The sequence below is a fragment of the Bradyrhizobium sp. B025 genome (genome assembly GCF_042257955.1).
Lineage (GTDB): Bacteria > Pseudomonadota > Alphaproteobacteria > Rhizobiales > Xanthobacteraceae > Bradyrhizobium > Bradyrhizobium diazoefficiens.
Window position 1 is genome coordinate 4,746,927 of record NZ_CP170150.1, and the last position, 16,549, is coordinate 4,763,475.

Below are 16,549 nucleotides of genomic sequence, written 5' to 3' on the forward strand. Positions count from 1 at the left end.
CGAAAAAATCGAAAATAACGACCACCCGCTCGCCGATCGTCGCATACGCGCTTTGCTCCGCTGGCGGTTTGCCAGGGAGGGTTTCTATTCAGCGATTAAGTTATTGATTTCCGCCATAAAATGGCGCGAGAGACGGGGCTCGAACCCGCGACCTCCGGCGTGACAGGCCGGCGCTCTAACCAACTGAGCTACTCCCGCGTGGCGCACAGATGTCCGCGGAACGAGGGGGGACTTAAAGGCCGGGCTTGGTGAAGTCAAGGACGTTGCATCCACAGCCTGAAGGAGCGGATATCCGCCGGTGGCGCGCAGGAACGTGACCCGGCCGCGCCGGGCGGCGTAGTCAGTCCGGTCCCGAATCGTCTACGCCTCCGGGAACCTGCGGGGTCCGGGGGCGGTCTCCCCAGCCACCGGCAAGAATCGAGGAGGCCAGACATGGCGAAGAAGGCAGCCGCTCCCGCCACCATCACCCTCAAGCACCTCGCCGCCGACATCGCGGAAAGCCAGGACCTGTCGAAGAAGCACGCCGAGGCCGTCCTCACCGACATGGTCGAGCTGATCGCCAAGCACCTGAAGAAGGGCGACCGCGTCCGGATCGTGGGGCTGGGCATCCTCCAGGTCCGCAAGCGCGCGGCCCGCACCGGCCGCAATCCCGCCACCGGCGAGCCCATCCACATCAAGGCCAGCAAGAAGGTCGCCTTCCGCCCGGTCAAGGAACTGAAAGAGGCGATCTGAGGTGACTGTTCGTTAAGCCTGATCGAAGCTCGTTCCGGCCGCAACGTGGCCCTCTTTTCTGATATACCGCCTGCTCCCCCTGACCCCCGGCGGTTTGACCAGAAATGTCCTCACTCATCTTCACGCATACCGTGACCGAGCGCTTCCTGCGCTACGTCACCATCGACACCCAGTCCGATCCGGAATCCCCCAGCTCGCCCTCGACCGAGAAGCAGAAAGACCTCGGCCGCGTCCTCGTCACCGAGCTGAAGGCCATGGGCGTCGCCGACGCCCATCTCGACGACTACGGCTACGTTTACGCAACGATCCCGGCCAACACCGACAAGAAGGCGCCGGTGATCTGCTTCTGCTCGCACATGGACACCTCGCCCGACGTCACTGGCAAGGACGTGAAACCGCAGGTCGTGAAGAACTATCGCGGCGGCGACATCACCCTGCCGGGCGATACCAGCCAGGTGATCCGCTTCGCCGAGCATCCCGCGCTGAAGAACCAGATCGGCAACGACATCATCACCACCGACGGCACCACGCTGCTGGGCGCCGACAACAAGGCCGGCGTCGCCGAGATCATGGATGCCGCGCATTTCTTCATCAACAACCCCGATGCGAAGCACGGCACCCTCAAGATCCTGTTCACGCCGGACGAGGAAATCGGCCGCGGCGTCGACAATGTCGACATCAAGAAGCTCGGCGCCGATTTCGGCTACACCATGGACGGCGAGACCGCGGGCTCCGTCGAGGACGAGACCTTCTCGGCCGACGGCGCCACCATCACCATCAACGGCGTCAGCGCCCATCCGGGCTATGCCAAGGGCAAGATGGAGCACGCGATCAAGATCGCAGCCGCCATCGTCGAGCGACTCCCGAAGGAAGGCTGTTCGCCCGAGACGACGTCAGGCAAGCAGGGCTTCCTGCATCCAATTGGCATCGACGGTGCGCTCGAGCAGGCAACGCTCTCCTTCATCGTGCGCGACTTCACCGAGGAAGGGCTGAAGGAGAAGGAGGTCCTGCTCGAGAACATCGTCAAGGATGTGATGAAGGACTATCCGCGCTCGACCTACAAGTTCGAGGTCAAGGAGCAGTACCGCAACATGAAGCAGGTGATCGACCGTCACCCGCACATTCTCGAATACGCCATCGAGGCGATCCGCCGCGCCGGCCTGCGCCCGATGCGCACCGCGATCCGCGGCGGCACCGACGGCTCGCGCCTGTCCTTCATGGGCCTGCCCTGCCCCAACATCTTCGCGGGCGAGCACGCGTTCCATTCGCGCCTGGAATGGGTCAGCCGGCAGGACATGGAAAAGGCGGTGCAGACGATCGTGCACCTCGCCATGATCTGGGAGGAGAAAGCGTAGGCGCGCGGCTAATCTCGGCGCGCGAAATAATTCCAAGCCCTAGGGAACGAGCCGGCGCGGGGCGCGTTGGCGATCCAAGTCCCAAGGACGAAGATTGTGAGCACAAAGGCCTCAGCCGGTCAGCCCCGGGCTGGGGCCTTTTCGCGTCTCGATTGCGCCCGGGACCAGCCTGCCCCTCAGGCGGTCGCAGCAGCTTGGCCGCCGCGATACTCCGCCCACGCTTGCCGCAGGATCTGCAAAGATGAGGTGAGGAAAATTCCCGCCATCACGGCGGCAACAGCGAGATCAGGCCATGCCGTTCCGGTACCGAATACGCCAACGGCAGCAATCATCACAATGACGTTGCCGACCGCGTCATTGCGCGAGCAGAGCCATACCGACCGCACGTTGGCGTCGCCGTCCTTGTAGCGCGCGAGCAGGAGAACCGAGGTCAGATTCGCCGCCAGCGCGGCCAGGCTCATCGCTCCCATCAGCTCCGCGCGAGGAAGCCCCAGGATCAGGGTCTGATAGACCGTTGATCCGAACACCCAGGCTGCCATCGCGCTGAGCGACAACCCCTTGAACAGTGCGGCGGTGGCCCGTGTCTTGAGGCTCGCGCCGATGACCGAAAGGCTCAAGCCGTAGGTGACTGTATCGGCCAGGAAGTCGAGAGCATCGGCCTTGAGAGCCTGCGAGCCGGCCAAGTGGCCCGCCACCATTTCGGTCACGAACATCGCCGCGTTGATGGCGATGACGGTCCACAGCACGCGCCTGTATCGTGGATCAAGCCCGTCGAAAACCGGAACGCCTGCCGAGCAGCAGTCGGCGCAGCCCGACGTGGCGACCTCCTCCACGCGGGGTTTGGCGGCCTTCTCGCAGCACGCGTCGTGTGAGCAGCAGCACTCTTCAGGCATTCCAGGCTCCCTCCGGCGTCCCATTTTACCATGCGCCTGTAACGATGGCGATCTTCCAGGCGCGGTTCCACAATTGCCTCGACCTCTAGTCCCTACGTACGAAGTCGTCCCAATCCGCGTTGCGGACCACTCGATCGACCCCTCGCACCGTTTGCCTTGGAGGAGGAAATGAGAATCTTGCGAACTGACTGTAACCAAGTCGGCAATACGACCGAACTATAGCCATGTGGGTATGACGACCACGGAAACCGAGCTCAAGGCACTCATGCTTGCCAGCCAGGATGGCGATGCTGCGGCGCATCGCATGCTGCTTGAGCGGCTGAGCCGCCATTTGCGCGCTTATTACAAGGGCAAGCTCGCCAGGATGGGCCGGAGTGCCACGGAAGCCGAGGATCTGGTTCAGGAGGCCGTGCTGGCGATCCACCTCCAGCGACACACCTACGATCCGCAGGAGCTGTTAACGCCCTGGGTGCACGCGATCGCGCGCTACAAGCTGATCGATTTTCTCCGCCGAAACCGGGCCTCGGTTACCGACGTGCCGATCGACGAGGCGGGCGACGTCATTGCCAATGACGATTACCTCAGCACCGAGAGCAGCTTCGATCTCAGGCGGTTGCTCAAACACCTGCCGGAAAAGATGCAATGCGCGATCGAGGCCGTGAAACTCGACGGGCTGAGCGTCGCTGAAGCGGCACAGCGCTGCCACATCTCGGAATCGGGCGTGAAGGTCAATATTCACCGCGGGCTGAAGACCCTGGCGGCGTTGATCGCACAGAGGACGCAAACATGAAGACGGACGAGCTGATCAGCGCGCTCAGCGCGGGTGTCGAACCGGTCAACCGGCGACAGGTCAACCGCAGCGTCGGCACTGCGCTTGTGGTTGGAATGGCCGTTGCAATCGGAGTCACGTTCTTGGCACTTGGTGTCCGCACCGACCTGACCACGCCACGCACCCTGATTTTTCTGTTCCTGAAGATCGCATTCGCGTTCGGCACCACAGGCGCGGCGGCGGTCTATCTGGCACGGCTGGCGCGGCCTGGCGGGGAACGAAGAGTATCCCCGGGCCTCGCCGCACTGCCGTTTGTGGCGATCCTGGTGCTTGCAGGCGTCAGCCTCGGGCAGGCGCCTAGCTCGCACTGGGACAGGATGGTGATGGGTGATCAATGGCTCGAATGCCTCATCTCGATTCCGATCATCGCGATTGTCCCGTTTGCCGTCGTCATCTGGGCTGTGCGACAGGCGGCTCCGACCAATCTGGTCCGTACCGGCGCCTTCAGCGGGCTCGTCGCAGGTGGCATGAGCGCGATGGCCTATGCGCTTCACTGCACCGACGACTCGCTGCCCTTCGTCGCGCTCTGGTATGGCGGTACGATCGTGCTGTGCACCCTCGCAGGCGCATTGTTGGGACCCCGGCTGCTGCGCTGGTGAGAGGCTGCACTCACGTCGGCGTGAGCCTGTAACCGACTCGCGGATGGCTCCGAACTCCTCAGAAGAAGCGCAACAGAGGCGCTTCCGCGAAAATCATGGAGCCGGAACTATGTTGACGAAGAGCCTTCTCGCACTCACGCTTCTCTTGGCCGTCTCGGCCAGCGCCCATGCGGGCTCGACCATTTCCGACAGGAGCTATTGGCCGAATGAGGCCAGGCAAACCTCGCAATCCAGAACGTTTGTCCTACCTCAAGGCCCGTATTCCGCGTTGGCCTATGATCGACAAGCTCCTACGCTGCCCGCCACCGCACCGGCGGGCGGCGCATCCGGATGGCGTTATCAGGGAGGCCCCAAATCCCATTAGGATTGCGCAATAACATGGTACTCCGCGATCGCTCGAAACGGTTAACCACCAGCGCTCCCTGCTCTCACACTTGTGAACCGGGGGACTTTCCAGTGTTGCCACCGTGTGAGAGTGTCGCGCAATGATGGCTTGTCGCATCCTCAGGCTCGTGCTCGCGGTCCTCGTGACCGCGGGGCTGATGGTTGCGCCGCTGGTGACACCAGCAGCGGCGGAGCCTCTGATGGCTAGCGACATGCAGATGACCGGCGCACAGGACATGTCGGCGGACATGCCGTGCTGCCCCGACGAGCAGAACAGCAAGCAATGCCAGGACTGCCCGCTCCTCGCGATCTGCATGCTGAAGGCGTTGCAGGCAGGACCTGTCGTCGCGACCGCCATCCGCTATGCGCGTCCTCTCGCGCTGCTTCGGCCGCTCGATGATGCCATCGGCGACGGCCTCACCCGCCCACCTCCGGATCATCCCCCTCGATCGATCGTCTGACAGGCGCTCCGCCGCCTGGTGAACATGCGTGCCGCAATCGGCGCGCATGGCTGCATACCGTCTTGCGACGCGTCACGTCGTTGCGTGCGACTCCATCAGACCCATCGAGGAAATTGAAATCATGACAACGTCCCACGTCGCGCGCGCCGCCGTGGCCGCGCTGATCGCAACCGCGTTTGCGACCTCCGCACGCGCCGAAATCAAGAACTATGAATTCCAGCTCATGCAGCCGACCGTCAAGGCCGGCGCCGATCGCATCGTGACGGTACGGCTGGTCAACAAGACCTCCGGCAAGACCGTGCCGGATGCCGTGGTCTTCGCCAGCCGGCTCGACATGGCGCCCGACGGCATGCAGGAGATGGCCACCAAGGTCACGCCGATGCCGGGCACCGAGCCCGGCACCTACCGTTTCAAGGCCACCTTCGGCATGGCCGGGCGCTGGCAGCTCTCGCTTGGCGCCAAGGTGCAGGGCGAAAGCGGCACGGTCGAAAACAAGCTCGTCGTCACGGCCGAGCAATGAGCAAGAGCCGCCTCATCGGCACTACCGCTGCGCTTGTCGCAGCGGCAGGCGCCGCGCTGTTTGCCGGCAGCTTTTTGCCGGCGAATGGCGATCCGATTTTGTCCGCAGCGAATGCGGCGGATACGGCCGCCCCGCTCTATTATCAGGATCCGGACGGCAAGCCGCTCTATTCGCCGACGCCGAAGAAGACCGAGGACGGCCGCGACTACGTCGCCGTACCGGCGCCGTCCGATGCCGACGAGCCTAAAGGCGAGCACAAGGCCGATCGCAAGATCAAATATTACCGCAACCCGATGGGCCTGCCCGACACCTCACCAGTGCCGAAGAAGGATTCGATGGGGATGGATTACATCGCCGTCTATGACGGCGACGACAGCGACGACGGTTCGGTCAAGCTGTCGCCCGGCAAAATCCAGCGCAGCGGCGTCAAATCGGAGCCTGCCGAACTACGGCGGCTGCGGACGCTGGTGCGCGCGCCCGGCACTATCCAGCTCGACGAACGCCGGATCTCGGTCATCGCCATGCGCGCCGAGAGTTTTGTGCAGAAGGTTGCCGACGTCACCACCGGAAGCCGCGTGACCAAGGGGCAGTCGCTGATGGAGATCTACAGTCCGGCCGTATCGTCCGCAGCGGCCGAATATCTCGCGACCATCACCTCGAAGACGACCGCGGGCATCGAACCCTACGGCCGGGGCTCGCGGCAGCGGCTGGTCAATCTCGATGTCCCCGAACCCGTCATCGCCGAGATGGAGAAGAGCCATGCGGTGCCGATCACCATCCAATGGTCGTCGCCGCGTGACGGCATCGTGCTCCAGCGCAACGCCATCGACGGCATGCGCGCCCAGCCCGGCGACATCCTGTTTCGCATCGCCGATATCTCGCTGGTGTGGGCCAATGTCGACGTCGCCGAGCGCGACCTCGGCGGCATTGCCGTCGGCCAGCCCGTGACGGTGCGGGCGCGCAGCTATCCCGGTCGGGATTTTGGCGGCCGGATCAGCGTCATCTATCCGCAGCTGAACAAGGAAACGCGCACGGCGCGGATACGGATCGAACTCGCCAACGACGATCTCGCGCTGCTTCCCGACATGTATGTCGATGCCGCGATAGATACCGGCAATCCGGCGCCGGTGCTCAGCGTGGCCGAAAGCGCGGTGCTCGACACCGGCAGCCGGCAGGCCGTCCTGGTCGACAAGGGACAGGGCCGCTTCGAGCCGCGCGAGGTCAAGCTCGGGCGGCGGGGCGATGGGTATGTCGAGATCCGCGACGGGCTTGCCGAGGGCGACGTCATCGTCACCTCCGCCAACTTCCTGATCGATGCCGAGAGCAACCTCAAGGCGGCCCTCAAAGGACTCGCCGAAGGCGGCAACGTCCAAGGTACTAACGCGCAAGGCACTGATGCGCACGGCGGCCACGCGATGGGAGGCAAGCCATGATCGCGCGCATCATCGCCTGGTCGGCACGCAACCTGCTGCTGGTCCTGTTCGGCACCGGCTTTGCCGCCGCGGCCGGCCTCTATGCCTTGCTCCATCTGCCGCTGGATGCCATTCCAGACCTCTCCGACACCCAGGTCATCGTCTACACCGAATATCAGGGCCAGGCGCCCCAGGTGATCGAGGATCAGGTCACCTATCCCCTCACCACTGCGATGCTGACGGTGCCAAGGTCGAAGGTGGTGCGCGGCTTCTCCTTCTTCGGCGTCTCCTTCGTCTACGTCATCTTCGAGGACGGTACCGACATCTACTGGGCCCGTTCGCGCGTGCTCGAATTCCTCAACGGCGCCGCGTCGCGGCTGCCCGCCGGCGTCACGCCCACGATCGGGCCCGACGCCACCGGCGTCGGCTGGGTCTACCAATATGCGGTGATGTCCAAGGAATTGAACCTTGCTGAGACGCGGACGATCCAGGACTGGAATCTGAAGTTTGCGCTCGCCAAGGCGGAAGGCGTGGCGGAGATCGCGAGCATCGGCGGCTTCGTGCGGCAATACAACGTCATCCTCGATTCGCAGCGCATGCGCGACCTCGGCATCACCATGCAGAAGATGCGCGATGCCATCCGCGCCAGCAATGCCGACGTCGGCGGCCGCACCGTCGAGCTTTCCGAGTTCGAATATGTCATTCGCGGCAAGGGCTATCTGAAAAGCGTCGACGACATCGGCAACATCGTGCTGAAGACCGACAACGGAACGCCGGTCAAGCTGCGCGACGTCGCCCGCGTCGAGCTCGGACCGGACGAGCGGCGCGGCATCGCCGAGCTCAACGGCGAGGGCGAGGTGGCGAGCGGCATCGTGCTGCAGCGCTTCGGCATGAACGCACTCGACGTAATCGAGGGCGTCAAGAAGCGATTCAGGGAGATCGCAACCAGCCTGCCGAAATCGATCGAGATCGTTCCGGTCTACGACCGCTCCAACCTGATCAAGGCCGCGATCGAGACGCTCCGGCATACGCTGCTCGAGGAGAGCATCGTGGTGGCGCTGGTCTGCATCGTGTTCCTGCTGCATGTCCGCAGCGCGCTGGTTGCCATCCTGATGCTCCCCGTCGGGGTGCTGATGGCGTTCGGGGCGATGAAGCTGCTCGGGATCGGCTCCAACATCATGAGCCTCGGCGGCATCGCGATCGCGATCGGCGCCATGATCGACGCGGCGATCGTCATGATCGAGAACGCGCACAAGCATCTCGAGCGCGCCGCGCCCGGCCATTCGCGGGTAGCGATCCTGATCGAGGCCGCCGCCGAGGTCGGCCCGGCGCTGTTCTTCAGCCTGCTGATCATCACCGTCTCGTTCATGCCGATCTTCACCCTGGAATCGCAGGAGGGCCGGCTGTTCAGCCCGCTCGCCTTCACCAAGACCTTCGCGATGGCGGCGGCGGCGCTGCTGTCGGTCACGCTGGTGCCGGCGCTGATGGTGATCTTCGTCCGCGGCAGGATCATCCCGGAGCACAAGAACCCGATCAACCGCTTCCTGATCTGGATCTACCGGCCGGTGATCTCAGGCGTGCTGCGGGCGCGGATCCCAGTGATCCTGCTCGCGCTTGGCGTGCTCGCCGCCTCGATCTGGCCGGCAGGCCGGCTCGGCTCCGAGTTCATGCCGAATCTCAACGAAGGCACCCTGCTCTACATGCCGACGACGCTTCCCGGCATTTCCGTGACCAAGGCGGCCGAGCTGATGCAGACCCAGGACCGCATCATCCGCTCGTTTCCGGAAGTCGCCTCGGTCTACGGCAAGGCCGGTCGTGCGGCAACCGCGACCGATCCGGCGCCGTCGGAGATGTTCGAGACCATCGTCGACCTCAAGCCGGAGGAGCAGTGGCGCGCCGGCGTGACGATCGACAGCCTGATCGCCGAGATGGACAAGGCGCTGCAGTTTCCGGGCGTCTCCAACGCCTGGACCATGCCGATCAAGGCGCGCATCGACATGCTCTCGACCGGCATCCGCACCCCCGTTGGCATCAAGGTCATGGGCACCGATCTCGCCGGGATCGACAAGGTGGCCCGGCAGATCGAGCAGGTGCTCAAGGCGGTGCCCGGCACCTCCTCGGCCTATGCCGAGCGGAGCCTCGGCGGCTACTATCTCGAGATCACGCCGGACCGCGAGGCGCTGTCGCGTTACGGCATCATGGTGCAGGACGTGCAGGACACGATTGCGACCGCGCTCGGCGGCCAGACGGTGACGACGACCGTCGAGGGCCGGCAGCGCTTCACCGTCAACATGCGCTATCCGCGCGACCTGCGCGACAATCCGAAGGCGATCGCCAGCGACATCCTGGTGCCGATGCCGGGCGGCGGCGCCGTCCCGCTCGGCGAGGTCGCAAGCGTCACGCCGGCGCGCGGGCCGACCTCGATCCGGACCGAGAACGGCCAGCTCGCCACCTACATCTATGTCGACATCCGCGACCGTGACCTCGGCGGCTATGTCGCCGATGCGAGGGCTGCGGTGCAGGCGAGCGTCCAGTTCCCATCAGGCTACTATGTGGTCTGGAGCGGGCAATACGAATATCTGGAACGCGCCACCGCGCGGCTGAAGATCGTGGTGCCGGTGACGCTGCTGATCATCTTCCTGCTGCTCTACCTCAACTTCCGCTCGATCACCGAGACCATGATCGTGATGCTCTCCCTGCCCTTCGCCCTCGTCGGCGGCCTGTGGCTGATGTGGTGGCTCGGCTTCAACCTCTCGGTCGCGGTCGCCGTCGGCTTCATCGCGCTCGCGGGCGTGGCGGCCGAGACCGGCGTGGTGATGCTGATCTATCTCAACCACGCCCTTGCCGAAACCGAAGCGCGCTGCGCGCGCGCCGGACGCGTCCTGACCCGCGACGATCTCGACAAGGCGATCATGGAAGGCGCGGTCGAGCGCGTCCGCCCGAAAATGATGACCGTGGTTGCGATCATGGCCGGCCTGCTGCCGATCATGTGGAGCAGCGGAACGGGATCGGAGATCATGCAGCGGATCGCCGTGCCCATGATCGGCGGCATGATCTCGTCGACGCTGCTGACGCTGATCGTGATCCCCGCAATCTTCGGCCTGGTGAAGGGCTTCGGGCTCCGTACGGGCGACGGGGCTGTCGCGTCGGAGCAAATTCCGGAGGCCGCCGAATGAGCTCGTAATCCCCCGGAATGTTGCGCCCCGGTCGCACTCGCATCATGAGGTGCGGCTGCGACGTTGAGTTCCCCACACGTAACACTATTGCGGGTCGACACTGTTCCCGCTGCCATGCTAGGCCAGCCGAACCGACAGCGAGAGTGAATTCGTGGTCCTGAATCGCCGACCCTTCAGACGGAGCACCACGCGCCATTGGCGCGGGCTCGTGGCTGTGTTCGTCGCGGTCATGTATCTGCTCTCGGGCGCGCTCCACGGGGCCCACGACATCGATGTGACCAGCCCGTCCGGCGGCTCCGAGATCGCGGCGATGCTCGACCACGGTGCGGCCGGCCATGGCGATCATAAGGCGCTTGCCGGCCATCACTGCCACGGCTGCTTCTCCATCGCTGTCGTGCAACCGGTGCAGCCGGAAGCCGCGGCCGATGTAATGGCAGCGCCGGTCCCGCAGCGGCAGCCGGCGCTCGCCGGCATCGCGCCCGATACGGCATCCCCGCCCCCCAAGCACCTGACCTGAACGGATCAGCCGGGCGCCCCATCGCGCCCATCGGTTCTCCTTCACAGGTTCTGTTCATGTTTTGCAGGCGACTGGCTGCGCGCATCGCGTGCGCGCTGGCTATTCTCATCAGCCCACCCCTGGTGCTGACGTCACACGCCCAGACGCTGACCATGCGCGCGGCGCTCTCGCGCGCGCTGGCCGCGAGCCCGCGCCTGACGGCGGCGGAGCGCGACGTCGGCATCGCCACCGGTCAGCGCATCCAGGCCGGCGCGCTCCTCAATCCGGAACTGTCCTATGAACAGGACAATTCGTTCGGGTCGGGCATCTATCGCGGCACGAAATCGGCCGAGACCACCCTCCAGATCAGCCAGGCTTTCGAGCTGTTCGGCAAGCGCGACGCCAGGATCGCGGCCGGACAGGCCGGCATCGAGGTCGCCGCGATCCAGCGCAAGGCCGTCAGGTTGGAGGTGCTGTCGGAAACCGCGATCGCCTTCCTCAGCGTGCTCGGCGCGCAGCGGCGGATCCAGATCCTCGACGAGCAGATCGCCGCGATCGACCGGCTGACGCCGCTGCTCCGCCGCCGCGTGGAAGCCGGCGCCTCCTCTCCGGCCGAGACCGGCCGCGCCGAGGTCGCCTCCGCCCTGGTGAAGGCCGACCGCGAGCGATTCAAGGCGACGCTGGCAAGCGCCCGGCGCGAGCTCGCGGTGCTGATGGGCGATCCCTCTGCGAAATTCGGCGAGGTCTCCGGCCGGCTCGACACCACGGGGCGCCCGCCGACGTTCCAGTCGGTGGTCGCCGCCATCGATGCCAATCCGCAATTGGTGCGCTGGACGGCGGTCTTTGCCCAGCGCAATGCCGAACTATTGATGGCGCGGCTCAAGCCCTATCCGGACGTGCGGATCGCGGCCGGCTGGCGCCATTTCAACGAAACCAATGACGATGCGGCGCGCCTCACCGTCTCGGTGCCGATACCCGTGTTCGACCAGAACCAGGGCAACATCCTCTCAGCGCAGGAAAGCCTCGCCAAGACCGGGGCCGAGCGCGAGGCCAACCGCAACACGCTGATCGTGATTGCGGGCCGCGCCTATGACTCGCTCCAGGGCTCGCTGCGCGAGCTCGCGGTGCTGCGCGAGATCGCCATCCCCAAGGCCACTGAGGCTGCGGAAGCGATCTCGCAAGGCTACGGCCAGGGCCGATTCACCCTGCTCGAAGTGCTCGACGCGCAAGCGAGCGTGACCCAGGCGCGGCTGCGCGAGCAGGAAGCGCTCCAGAACTTCCACGCCGGCGTCGCGACCATCGAAGGTCTCGTCGGCAATCCCTTTGCGCTGGCCCGGGAGAGCGCGCGATGAAGACATCCTCCACCATCCTCGTCGCAATCGTCACCGCCGCGCTAGGTGCCTATGGCTACGCCATGCTCGCAGCGCCCAAGGTCGCACCGACCGAACATGCCGCGGACAAGAAGCCGGAGAAACCGAACGACCACGTCGAGCAGGACGAGCATGGCGCCGACCGCATCCGCATCTCCGACGTCAAGCTGGCCGCCGCCGGCGTCACGCTGGCGGAAGCCGCGGGCGCCACGCTGACCGACACGCTGGCCTTCAACGGCATCCTGCGCGCCAATCAGGAAGCCGTGGTGCAGGTGACACCGCGCTTTCCGGGCGTCGCCAAGTCGATCCAGAAGCGCATCGGCGACAAGGTCGCCAGGGACGACCTGCTCGCCGCGATCGAGAGCAATCAGAGCCTCACGGTCTATGAGCTGAAGGCGCCGATCGCCGGCACCATCATCGAGCGGCAGATCTCGCTCGGCGAATACGCCTCCGAGCAGAAACCGGCCTTCGTCGTCGCCGACCTCTCCAGCATCTGGGTCGACCTGTCGATCTACCGGCAGGACCTCCGGCGCGTCCGCCTCAACGACGAGGTGCTGATCGACCCCGACGATGGCCGCGGCGAGATCAAGGGCGCGATCTCCTACATGGCGCCGATCGGCTCGAGCGAGACCCAGACCGCGCTGGCGCGCGTGGTGCTGCCAAATCCCGACGGCCGGCTCCGCCCCGGCCTGTTCGTCACGGCGCGGCTGATCCTCGCCGCACGCAATGTCGCAGTTGCCGTGCGGCGAAGTGCGATCCAGACGCTGGAGAACAAAACCATCGTGTTCGTCCGCGAGGACGGCGACAAGATCGAGGCACGTCCGGTCGAGCTCGGCGATTCCGATCCGAAATTCGTGGAGATCCGCGCAGGCCTTTTGGCCGGCGAGCGCTACGTCGCCGAGAACAGTTTTGTGGTCAAGGCGGAGATGGGCAAGGGAGACGCCGACCATGATTGACGCCCTCCTCGCCTTCTCCATTCGTCAACGATGGCTCGTCGTTCTATTCGCGCTCGTCGCCGGCGGCTTCGGCGCCTGGAATTTCACCCGCCTGCCGATCGACGCGGTGCCCGACGTCACCAACGTCCAGGTCCAGATCAACACGCGCGCGCCGGGCCTGTCGCCGCTCGAAGCGGAGCAGCGCATCACCTTCCCGATCGAGACCGCGATGGGCGGCCTGCCCAGGCTCGACTACACCCGCTCGATCTCGCGCTACGGCCTGAGCCAGGTCACCGTCGTGTTCCAGGACGGCACCGACATCTATTTCGCGCGCCAGCTCGTCAACGAGCGCATCCAGCAGGCAAAGGACCTGCTGCCTGCAGGCACCGAGGTCGCGATGGGGCCGATCTCGACCGGGCTCGGCGAGATCTATGTCTACTCGGTCGAGGCCAAGGCCGGCGCGAAGTCACCGACCGGCGCCGAGTTCACGCCGACGGAACTGCGCACCATCCAGGACTGGATCATCAAGCCGCAACTGCGCACCATCCCCGGCGTGATCGAGGTCAACTCGATCGGCGGCTATGAGCGGCAATTCCACGTGCTGCCGATCCCCGGCCGGCTGATGGCCTACAAGCTCGGCTTCCGCGACATCATGACGGCGCTGGCCGCCAACAATTCCAATGTCGGCGCCGGCTATATCGAGCGCAACGGCGAGCAATATCTCGTCCGCGCACCCGGCCAGGTCGCCAATATCGAGGACATCAGGGACATCGTGATCGGCTCGCGCGGCGGCGTGCCGGTGCGCATCCGCGACGTCGCCGACGTCCAGGAAGGCCAGGACCTGCGCTCGGGCGCCGCGACCACCAACGGCAGCGAAACCGTCCTCGGCACCGCCATGCTGCTGATCGGCGAGAACAGCCGCACCGTGGCCCAGCGCGTCAAGGCGAGGCTCACGGAGATCGCGAAATCGCTTCCCGACGGCGTGATCGCGCGCGCCGTCTACGACCGCACGCATCTGGTGGAAGCGACCATCCAGACCGTCGAGAAGAACCTCGTCGAAGGCGCGGCGCTAGTGATCGCAGTGCTGTTCCTGATCCTCGGCAACATCCGCGCCGCACTGATCACGGCCTGCGTCATCCCGCTGTCGATGCTGTTCACGATATCAGGCATGGTCGAGAGCAAGGTCAGCGCCAATCTGATGAGCCTCGGCGCAATCGACTTCGGCATCATCGTCGACGGCGCGGTCATCATCGTCGAAAACTGCCTGCGGCTGCTCGCTGCCGAGCAGCACCGGCGCGGCCGGCTGCTGTCGCTTGAGGAACGGATGGAGACGATCCGCGCCGGCAGCAGCGAGGTCATCAAGCCGAGCCTGTTCGGCACGCTCATCATCGCCGTGGTCTACCTGCCGGTCCTGACCCTGACGGGGACCGAAGGCAAGATGTTCACGCCGATGGCCCTGACCGTGCTGATGGCGCTCGCGGGCGCGGCGCTGTTGTCGATCACCTTCGTCCCGGCCGCGGTGGCGATCTTCGTCACCGGCAGGGTCTCGGAGACGGAAAACCTCTTCATGCGGACCGCCAAGCGGTTCTATGTGCCGCTGCTCGACCGCGCCATCCGCTACCGCGGCAGCGTCGCGTTTGGCGCCGTCCTGATCGTCGCCGGCAGCGTCTTCGCCGCGACACGCATGGGCGGCGAATTCATCCCGAGCCTCGACGAGGGCGACATCACCATCGAGACCATCCGGATTCCCGGCACCAGCCTGACCCAGAGCGTCGACATGCAGATTCGGCTGGAGAAGGCGGTCAAGCAAGTGCCGGAGGTCGCGACCATCTTCTCCAAGGTCGGTACCGCCGAGATCGCCAACGACCCGATGCCGCCGAACGCCGCCGACACCTATGTCACGCTCAAGCCGCGCGAGGAATGGCCCGATCCCGCCAAGCCGAAGAACGAGGTGATCGAGGAGATCGAACGCGCCGCCAACACCCTGCCCGGCACCGCCTATGGCATGACCCAGCCGATCCAGATGCGCTTCAACGAGCTCATCGCCGGCATCCGCAGCGACGTCGGCGTCAAGATTTTCGGCGACGATCTCGACGTGCTCGCCGGCATCGCCCAGCAGGTCAACGGCGTGGTCCGCGGCATCGAGGGCGCCGCCGACGTCAAGACCGAGCAGGTCGCGGGCCTGCCGATCCTCACCGTCAAGCTCGATCGCCAGGCGCTGTCGCGCTATGGCCTCAGCCTCAGCGAGGTGCAGAACCTCGTCGAGATCGCGATCGGCGGCAAGCCGGTCGGCAAGCTGTTCGAAGGCGATCGCCGCTTCGACATCGTGGTCCGGCTGCCGGAAAGCCTGCGTGCCGACCCTGACACGATCAAGTCGCTGCCGATCCCGCTGCCGCCGGGCGAAGACGTGGCGGCCGTCACGAAGACCGCCTGGCCGGGGACATCGGGAACGACGCCGCGCTACGTGCCCCTCTCTTCCGTTGCGGCAATCGAGATCGCGCCGGGTCCCAACCAGATCAGCCGCGAGAACGGCAAGCGCCGCGTCGTGGTGATGGCCAACGTTCGCGGGCGCGATTTGCGCTCCTTCGTCGCCGAGACGCAAGCCGCCGTCGCGGAGAAGGTCAAGCTGCCGCCGGGCTACTGGATCCGCTGGGGAGGCCAGTTCGAGCAGCTGGTCTCGGCCACCAAGCGGCTGACCATCGTGGTGCCGGTGGCGCTGCTGCTGGTGTTCCTGCTGCTGTTCATGGGCATGGGATCGGCGGCTGATGCGGCGCTGGTGTTCTCCGGCGTGCCGCTGGCTTTGACGGGCGGCCTCGCGGCGCTCTTGCTCCGCGGCATCCCGCTGTCCATCAGCGCCGGCGTCGGCTTCATCGCGCTGTCGGGCGTCGCCGTACTCAACGGCCTCGTCATCATCGCCTTCATCGAGCGGCTGCGCAGCGAGGGACGATCCGTTGCGGAGGCGGTGCGCGAGGGCGCGCTGACCCGGCTGCGCCCGGTGCTGATGACCGCGCTGGTCGCCTCGCTCGGCTTCGTGCCGATGGCGCTCGCCACCGGCGCCGGCGCCGAGGTGCAGCGGCCGCTCGCAACCGTGGTGATCGGCGGCATCATCTCCTCGACCGTGCTAACGCTCCTTGTGCTACCGGCGCTCTACATGCTGTTCCGGCGTGACGTGGCAAGCGAAACGCCTAGAATGGCGACTGATTTGGCGGCGTCCAGGGAGGTCTAGGTTTGGGCAGCCACGACCACGGCCATCACCATCATGACCATGTAGGTCACGGGCATGATGATCACGACCACGGTCATGATCATGGCCATGGTCGTGGTCTCGGCCACGCGCATGTCCATGCGCCTGCCAGTTTCGGAAAGGCCTTCGCGATCGGCATTTCG

The 16,549-nt window shown here is 65.4% G+C and carries 14 protein-coding genes and 1 tRNA gene; 12 read left to right on the forward strand and 3 right to left on the reverse strand.

Translation table 11 applies throughout. The features are described from left to right. Window positions 1–121: 121 nt before the first annotated feature. A tRNA-Asp gene (locus ACE10W_RS21980) sits at window positions 122–198 on the reverse strand. A 234-nt stretch (window positions 199–432) separates the two neighbouring features. On the opposite strand from ACE10W_RS21980, the gene ACE10W_RS21985 reads away from it, so the two are divergent. Continuing rightward, window positions 433–732 carry an HU family DNA-binding protein gene (locus ACE10W_RS21985; protein ID WP_011087690.1) on the forward strand — a complete coding sequence of 100 codons (300 nt, stop codon included), beginning with the start codon at window positions 433–435 and terminating at the stop codon, window positions 730–732. Window positions 733–836: 104 nt separating this feature from the next. After that, entirely contained in the window at window positions 837–2,087 is a 1,251-nt protein-coding gene (gene pepT / locus ACE10W_RS21990; RefSeq protein WP_375761946.1) for a peptidase T, read from the forward strand. 176 nt (window positions 2,088–2,263) lie between these two features. Here pepT and ACE10W_RS21995 read toward each other — a convergent pair whose 3' ends face one another. After that, window positions 2,264–2,980 (reverse strand): cation transporter, encoded by a 717-nt coding sequence (locus ACE10W_RS21995; protein ID WP_375761947.1) that lies wholly within the window; start codon window positions 2,978–2,980, stop codon window positions 2,264–2,266. A 232-nt stretch (window positions 2,981–3,212) separates the two neighbouring features. On the opposite strand from ACE10W_RS21995, the gene ACE10W_RS22000 reads away from it, so the two are divergent. From ACE10W_RS22000 to ihpC, 10 genes are all read left to right on the forward strand, one after another. Further along, window positions 3,213–3,770, forward strand: a complete 558-nt coding sequence (locus ACE10W_RS22000) for a sigma-70 family RNA polymerase sigma factor (protein ID WP_171901289.1) — start codon at window positions 3,213–3,215, stop codon at window positions 3,768–3,770. Beyond that, window positions 3,767–4,408 (forward strand): NrsF family protein, encoded by a 642-nt coding sequence (locus ACE10W_RS22005; RefSeq protein WP_375761948.1) that lies wholly within the window; start codon window positions 3,767–3,769, stop codon window positions 4,406–4,408. The genes ACE10W_RS22000 and ACE10W_RS22005 overlap by 4 nt, the downstream gene beginning before the upstream one ends. A gap of 485 nt (window positions 4,409–4,893) precedes the next feature. Beyond that, the gene (locus ACE10W_RS22010; protein ID WP_028171698.1) at window positions 4,894–5,253 is read left to right on the forward strand and encodes a hypothetical protein; all 360 of its coding nucleotides are present in this window, start codon (window positions 4,894–4,896) and stop codon (window positions 5,251–5,253) included. A 121-nt stretch (window positions 5,254–5,374) separates the two neighbouring features. Next, window positions 5,375–5,773 (forward strand): FixH family protein, encoded by a 399-nt coding sequence (locus ACE10W_RS22015; protein WP_375761949.1) that lies wholly within the window; start codon window positions 5,375–5,377, stop codon window positions 5,771–5,773. Further along, on the forward strand, window positions 5,770–7,206 hold the full coding sequence (locus ACE10W_RS22020) for an efflux RND transporter periplasmic adaptor subunit (RefSeq protein ID WP_375761950.1): 1,437 nt from the start codon (window positions 5,770–5,772) through the stop codon (window positions 7,204–7,206). Before ACE10W_RS22015 ends, ACE10W_RS22020 begins: the two co-directional genes overlap by 4 nt. Next, window positions 7,203–10,361, forward strand: a complete 3,159-nt coding sequence (locus ACE10W_RS22025) for an efflux RND transporter permease subunit (protein ID WP_375761951.1) — start codon at window positions 7,203–7,205, stop codon at window positions 10,359–10,361. The genes ACE10W_RS22020 and ACE10W_RS22025 overlap by 4 nt, the downstream gene beginning before the upstream one ends. A gap of 151 nt (window positions 10,362–10,512) precedes the next feature. Next, complete coding sequence (locus ACE10W_RS22030) at window positions 10,513–10,878, forward strand: hypothetical protein (RefSeq protein ID WP_011087699.1); 366 nt, start codon at window positions 10,513–10,515, stop codon at window positions 10,876–10,878. 56 nt (window positions 10,879–10,934) lie between these two features. Next, window positions 10,935–12,209, forward strand: coding sequence for a divalent metal ion exporter subunit IhpA (ihpA, locus tag ACE10W_RS22035; RefSeq protein ID WP_375761952.1), 1,275 nt, complete (start codon window positions 10,935–10,937; stop codon window positions 12,207–12,209). Then, window positions 12,206–13,183, forward strand: coding sequence for a divalent metal ion exporter adaptor subunit IhpB (gene ihpB / locus ACE10W_RS22040; RefSeq protein ID WP_161534761.1), 978 nt, complete (start codon window positions 12,206–12,208; stop codon window positions 13,181–13,183). The genes ihpA and ihpB overlap by 4 nt, the downstream gene beginning before the upstream one ends. Beyond that, window positions 13,176–16,388, forward strand: coding sequence for a divalent metal ion exporter subunit IhpC (gene ihpC / locus ACE10W_RS22045; protein ID WP_375761953.1), 3,213 nt, complete (start codon window positions 13,176–13,178; stop codon window positions 16,386–16,388). Before ihpB ends, ihpC begins: the two co-directional genes overlap by 8 nt. Here the strand turns inward: ihpC and ACE10W_RS22050 are convergent. Beyond that, a complete protein-coding gene (locus ACE10W_RS22050) occupies window positions 16,385–16,507 on the reverse strand; it encodes a hypothetical protein (RefSeq protein WP_375761954.1) in 123 nt (40 codons plus the stop codon). The two genes, ihpC and ACE10W_RS22050, sit on opposite strands and share 4 nt — an antisense overlap. Window positions 16,508–16,549 lie beyond the last annotated feature (42 nt).

Coding starts and splice junctions, on each gene's coding strand:
- ACE10W_RS21985 (WP_011087690.1), top strand. CDS start 433: ATGGCGAAGAAGGCAGCCGCTCCCGCCACCATCACCCTCAAGCACCTC.
- ACE10W_RS22005 (WP_375761948.1), top strand. CDS start 3,767: ATGAAGACGGACGAGCTGATCAGCGCGCTCAGCGCGGGTGTCGAACCG.
- ihpC (WP_375761953.1), top strand. CDS start 13,176: ATGATTGACGCCCTCCTCGCCTTCTCCATTCGTCAACGATGGCTCGTC.
- pepT (WP_375761946.1), top strand. CDS start 837: ATGTCCTCACTCATCTTCACGCATACCGTGACCGAGCGCTTCCTGCGC.
- ACE10W_RS22025 (WP_375761951.1), top strand. CDS start 7,203: ATGATCGCGCGCATCATCGCCTGGTCGGCACGCAACCTGCTGCTGGTC.
- ACE10W_RS22020 (WP_375761950.1), top strand. CDS start 5,770: ATGAGCAAGAGCCGCCTCATCGGCACTACCGCTGCGCTTGTCGCAGCG.
- ihpA (WP_375761952.1), top strand. CDS start 10,935: ATGTTTTGCAGGCGACTGGCTGCGCGCATCGCGTGCGCGCTGGCTATT.
- ACE10W_RS22015 (WP_375761949.1), top strand. CDS start 5,375: ATGACAACGTCCCACGTCGCGCGCGCCGCCGTGGCCGCGCTGATCGCA.
- ACE10W_RS21995 (WP_375761947.1), bottom strand. CDS start 2,980: ATGCCTGAAGAGTGCTGCTGCTCACACGACGCGTGCTGCGAGAAGGCC.
- ACE10W_RS22050 (WP_375761954.1), bottom strand. CDS start 16,507: ATGGACATGCGCGTGGCCGAGACCACGACCATGGCCATGATCATGACC.
- ihpB (WP_161534761.1), top strand. CDS start 12,206: ATGAAGACATCCTCCACCATCCTCGTCGCAATCGTCACCGCCGCGCTA.
- ACE10W_RS22010 (WP_028171698.1), top strand. CDS start 4,894: ATGATGGCTTGTCGCATCCTCAGGCTCGTGCTCGCGGTCCTCGTGACC.
- ACE10W_RS22000 (WP_171901289.1), top strand. CDS start 3,213: ATGACGACCACGGAAACCGAGCTCAAGGCACTCATGCTTGCCAGCCAG.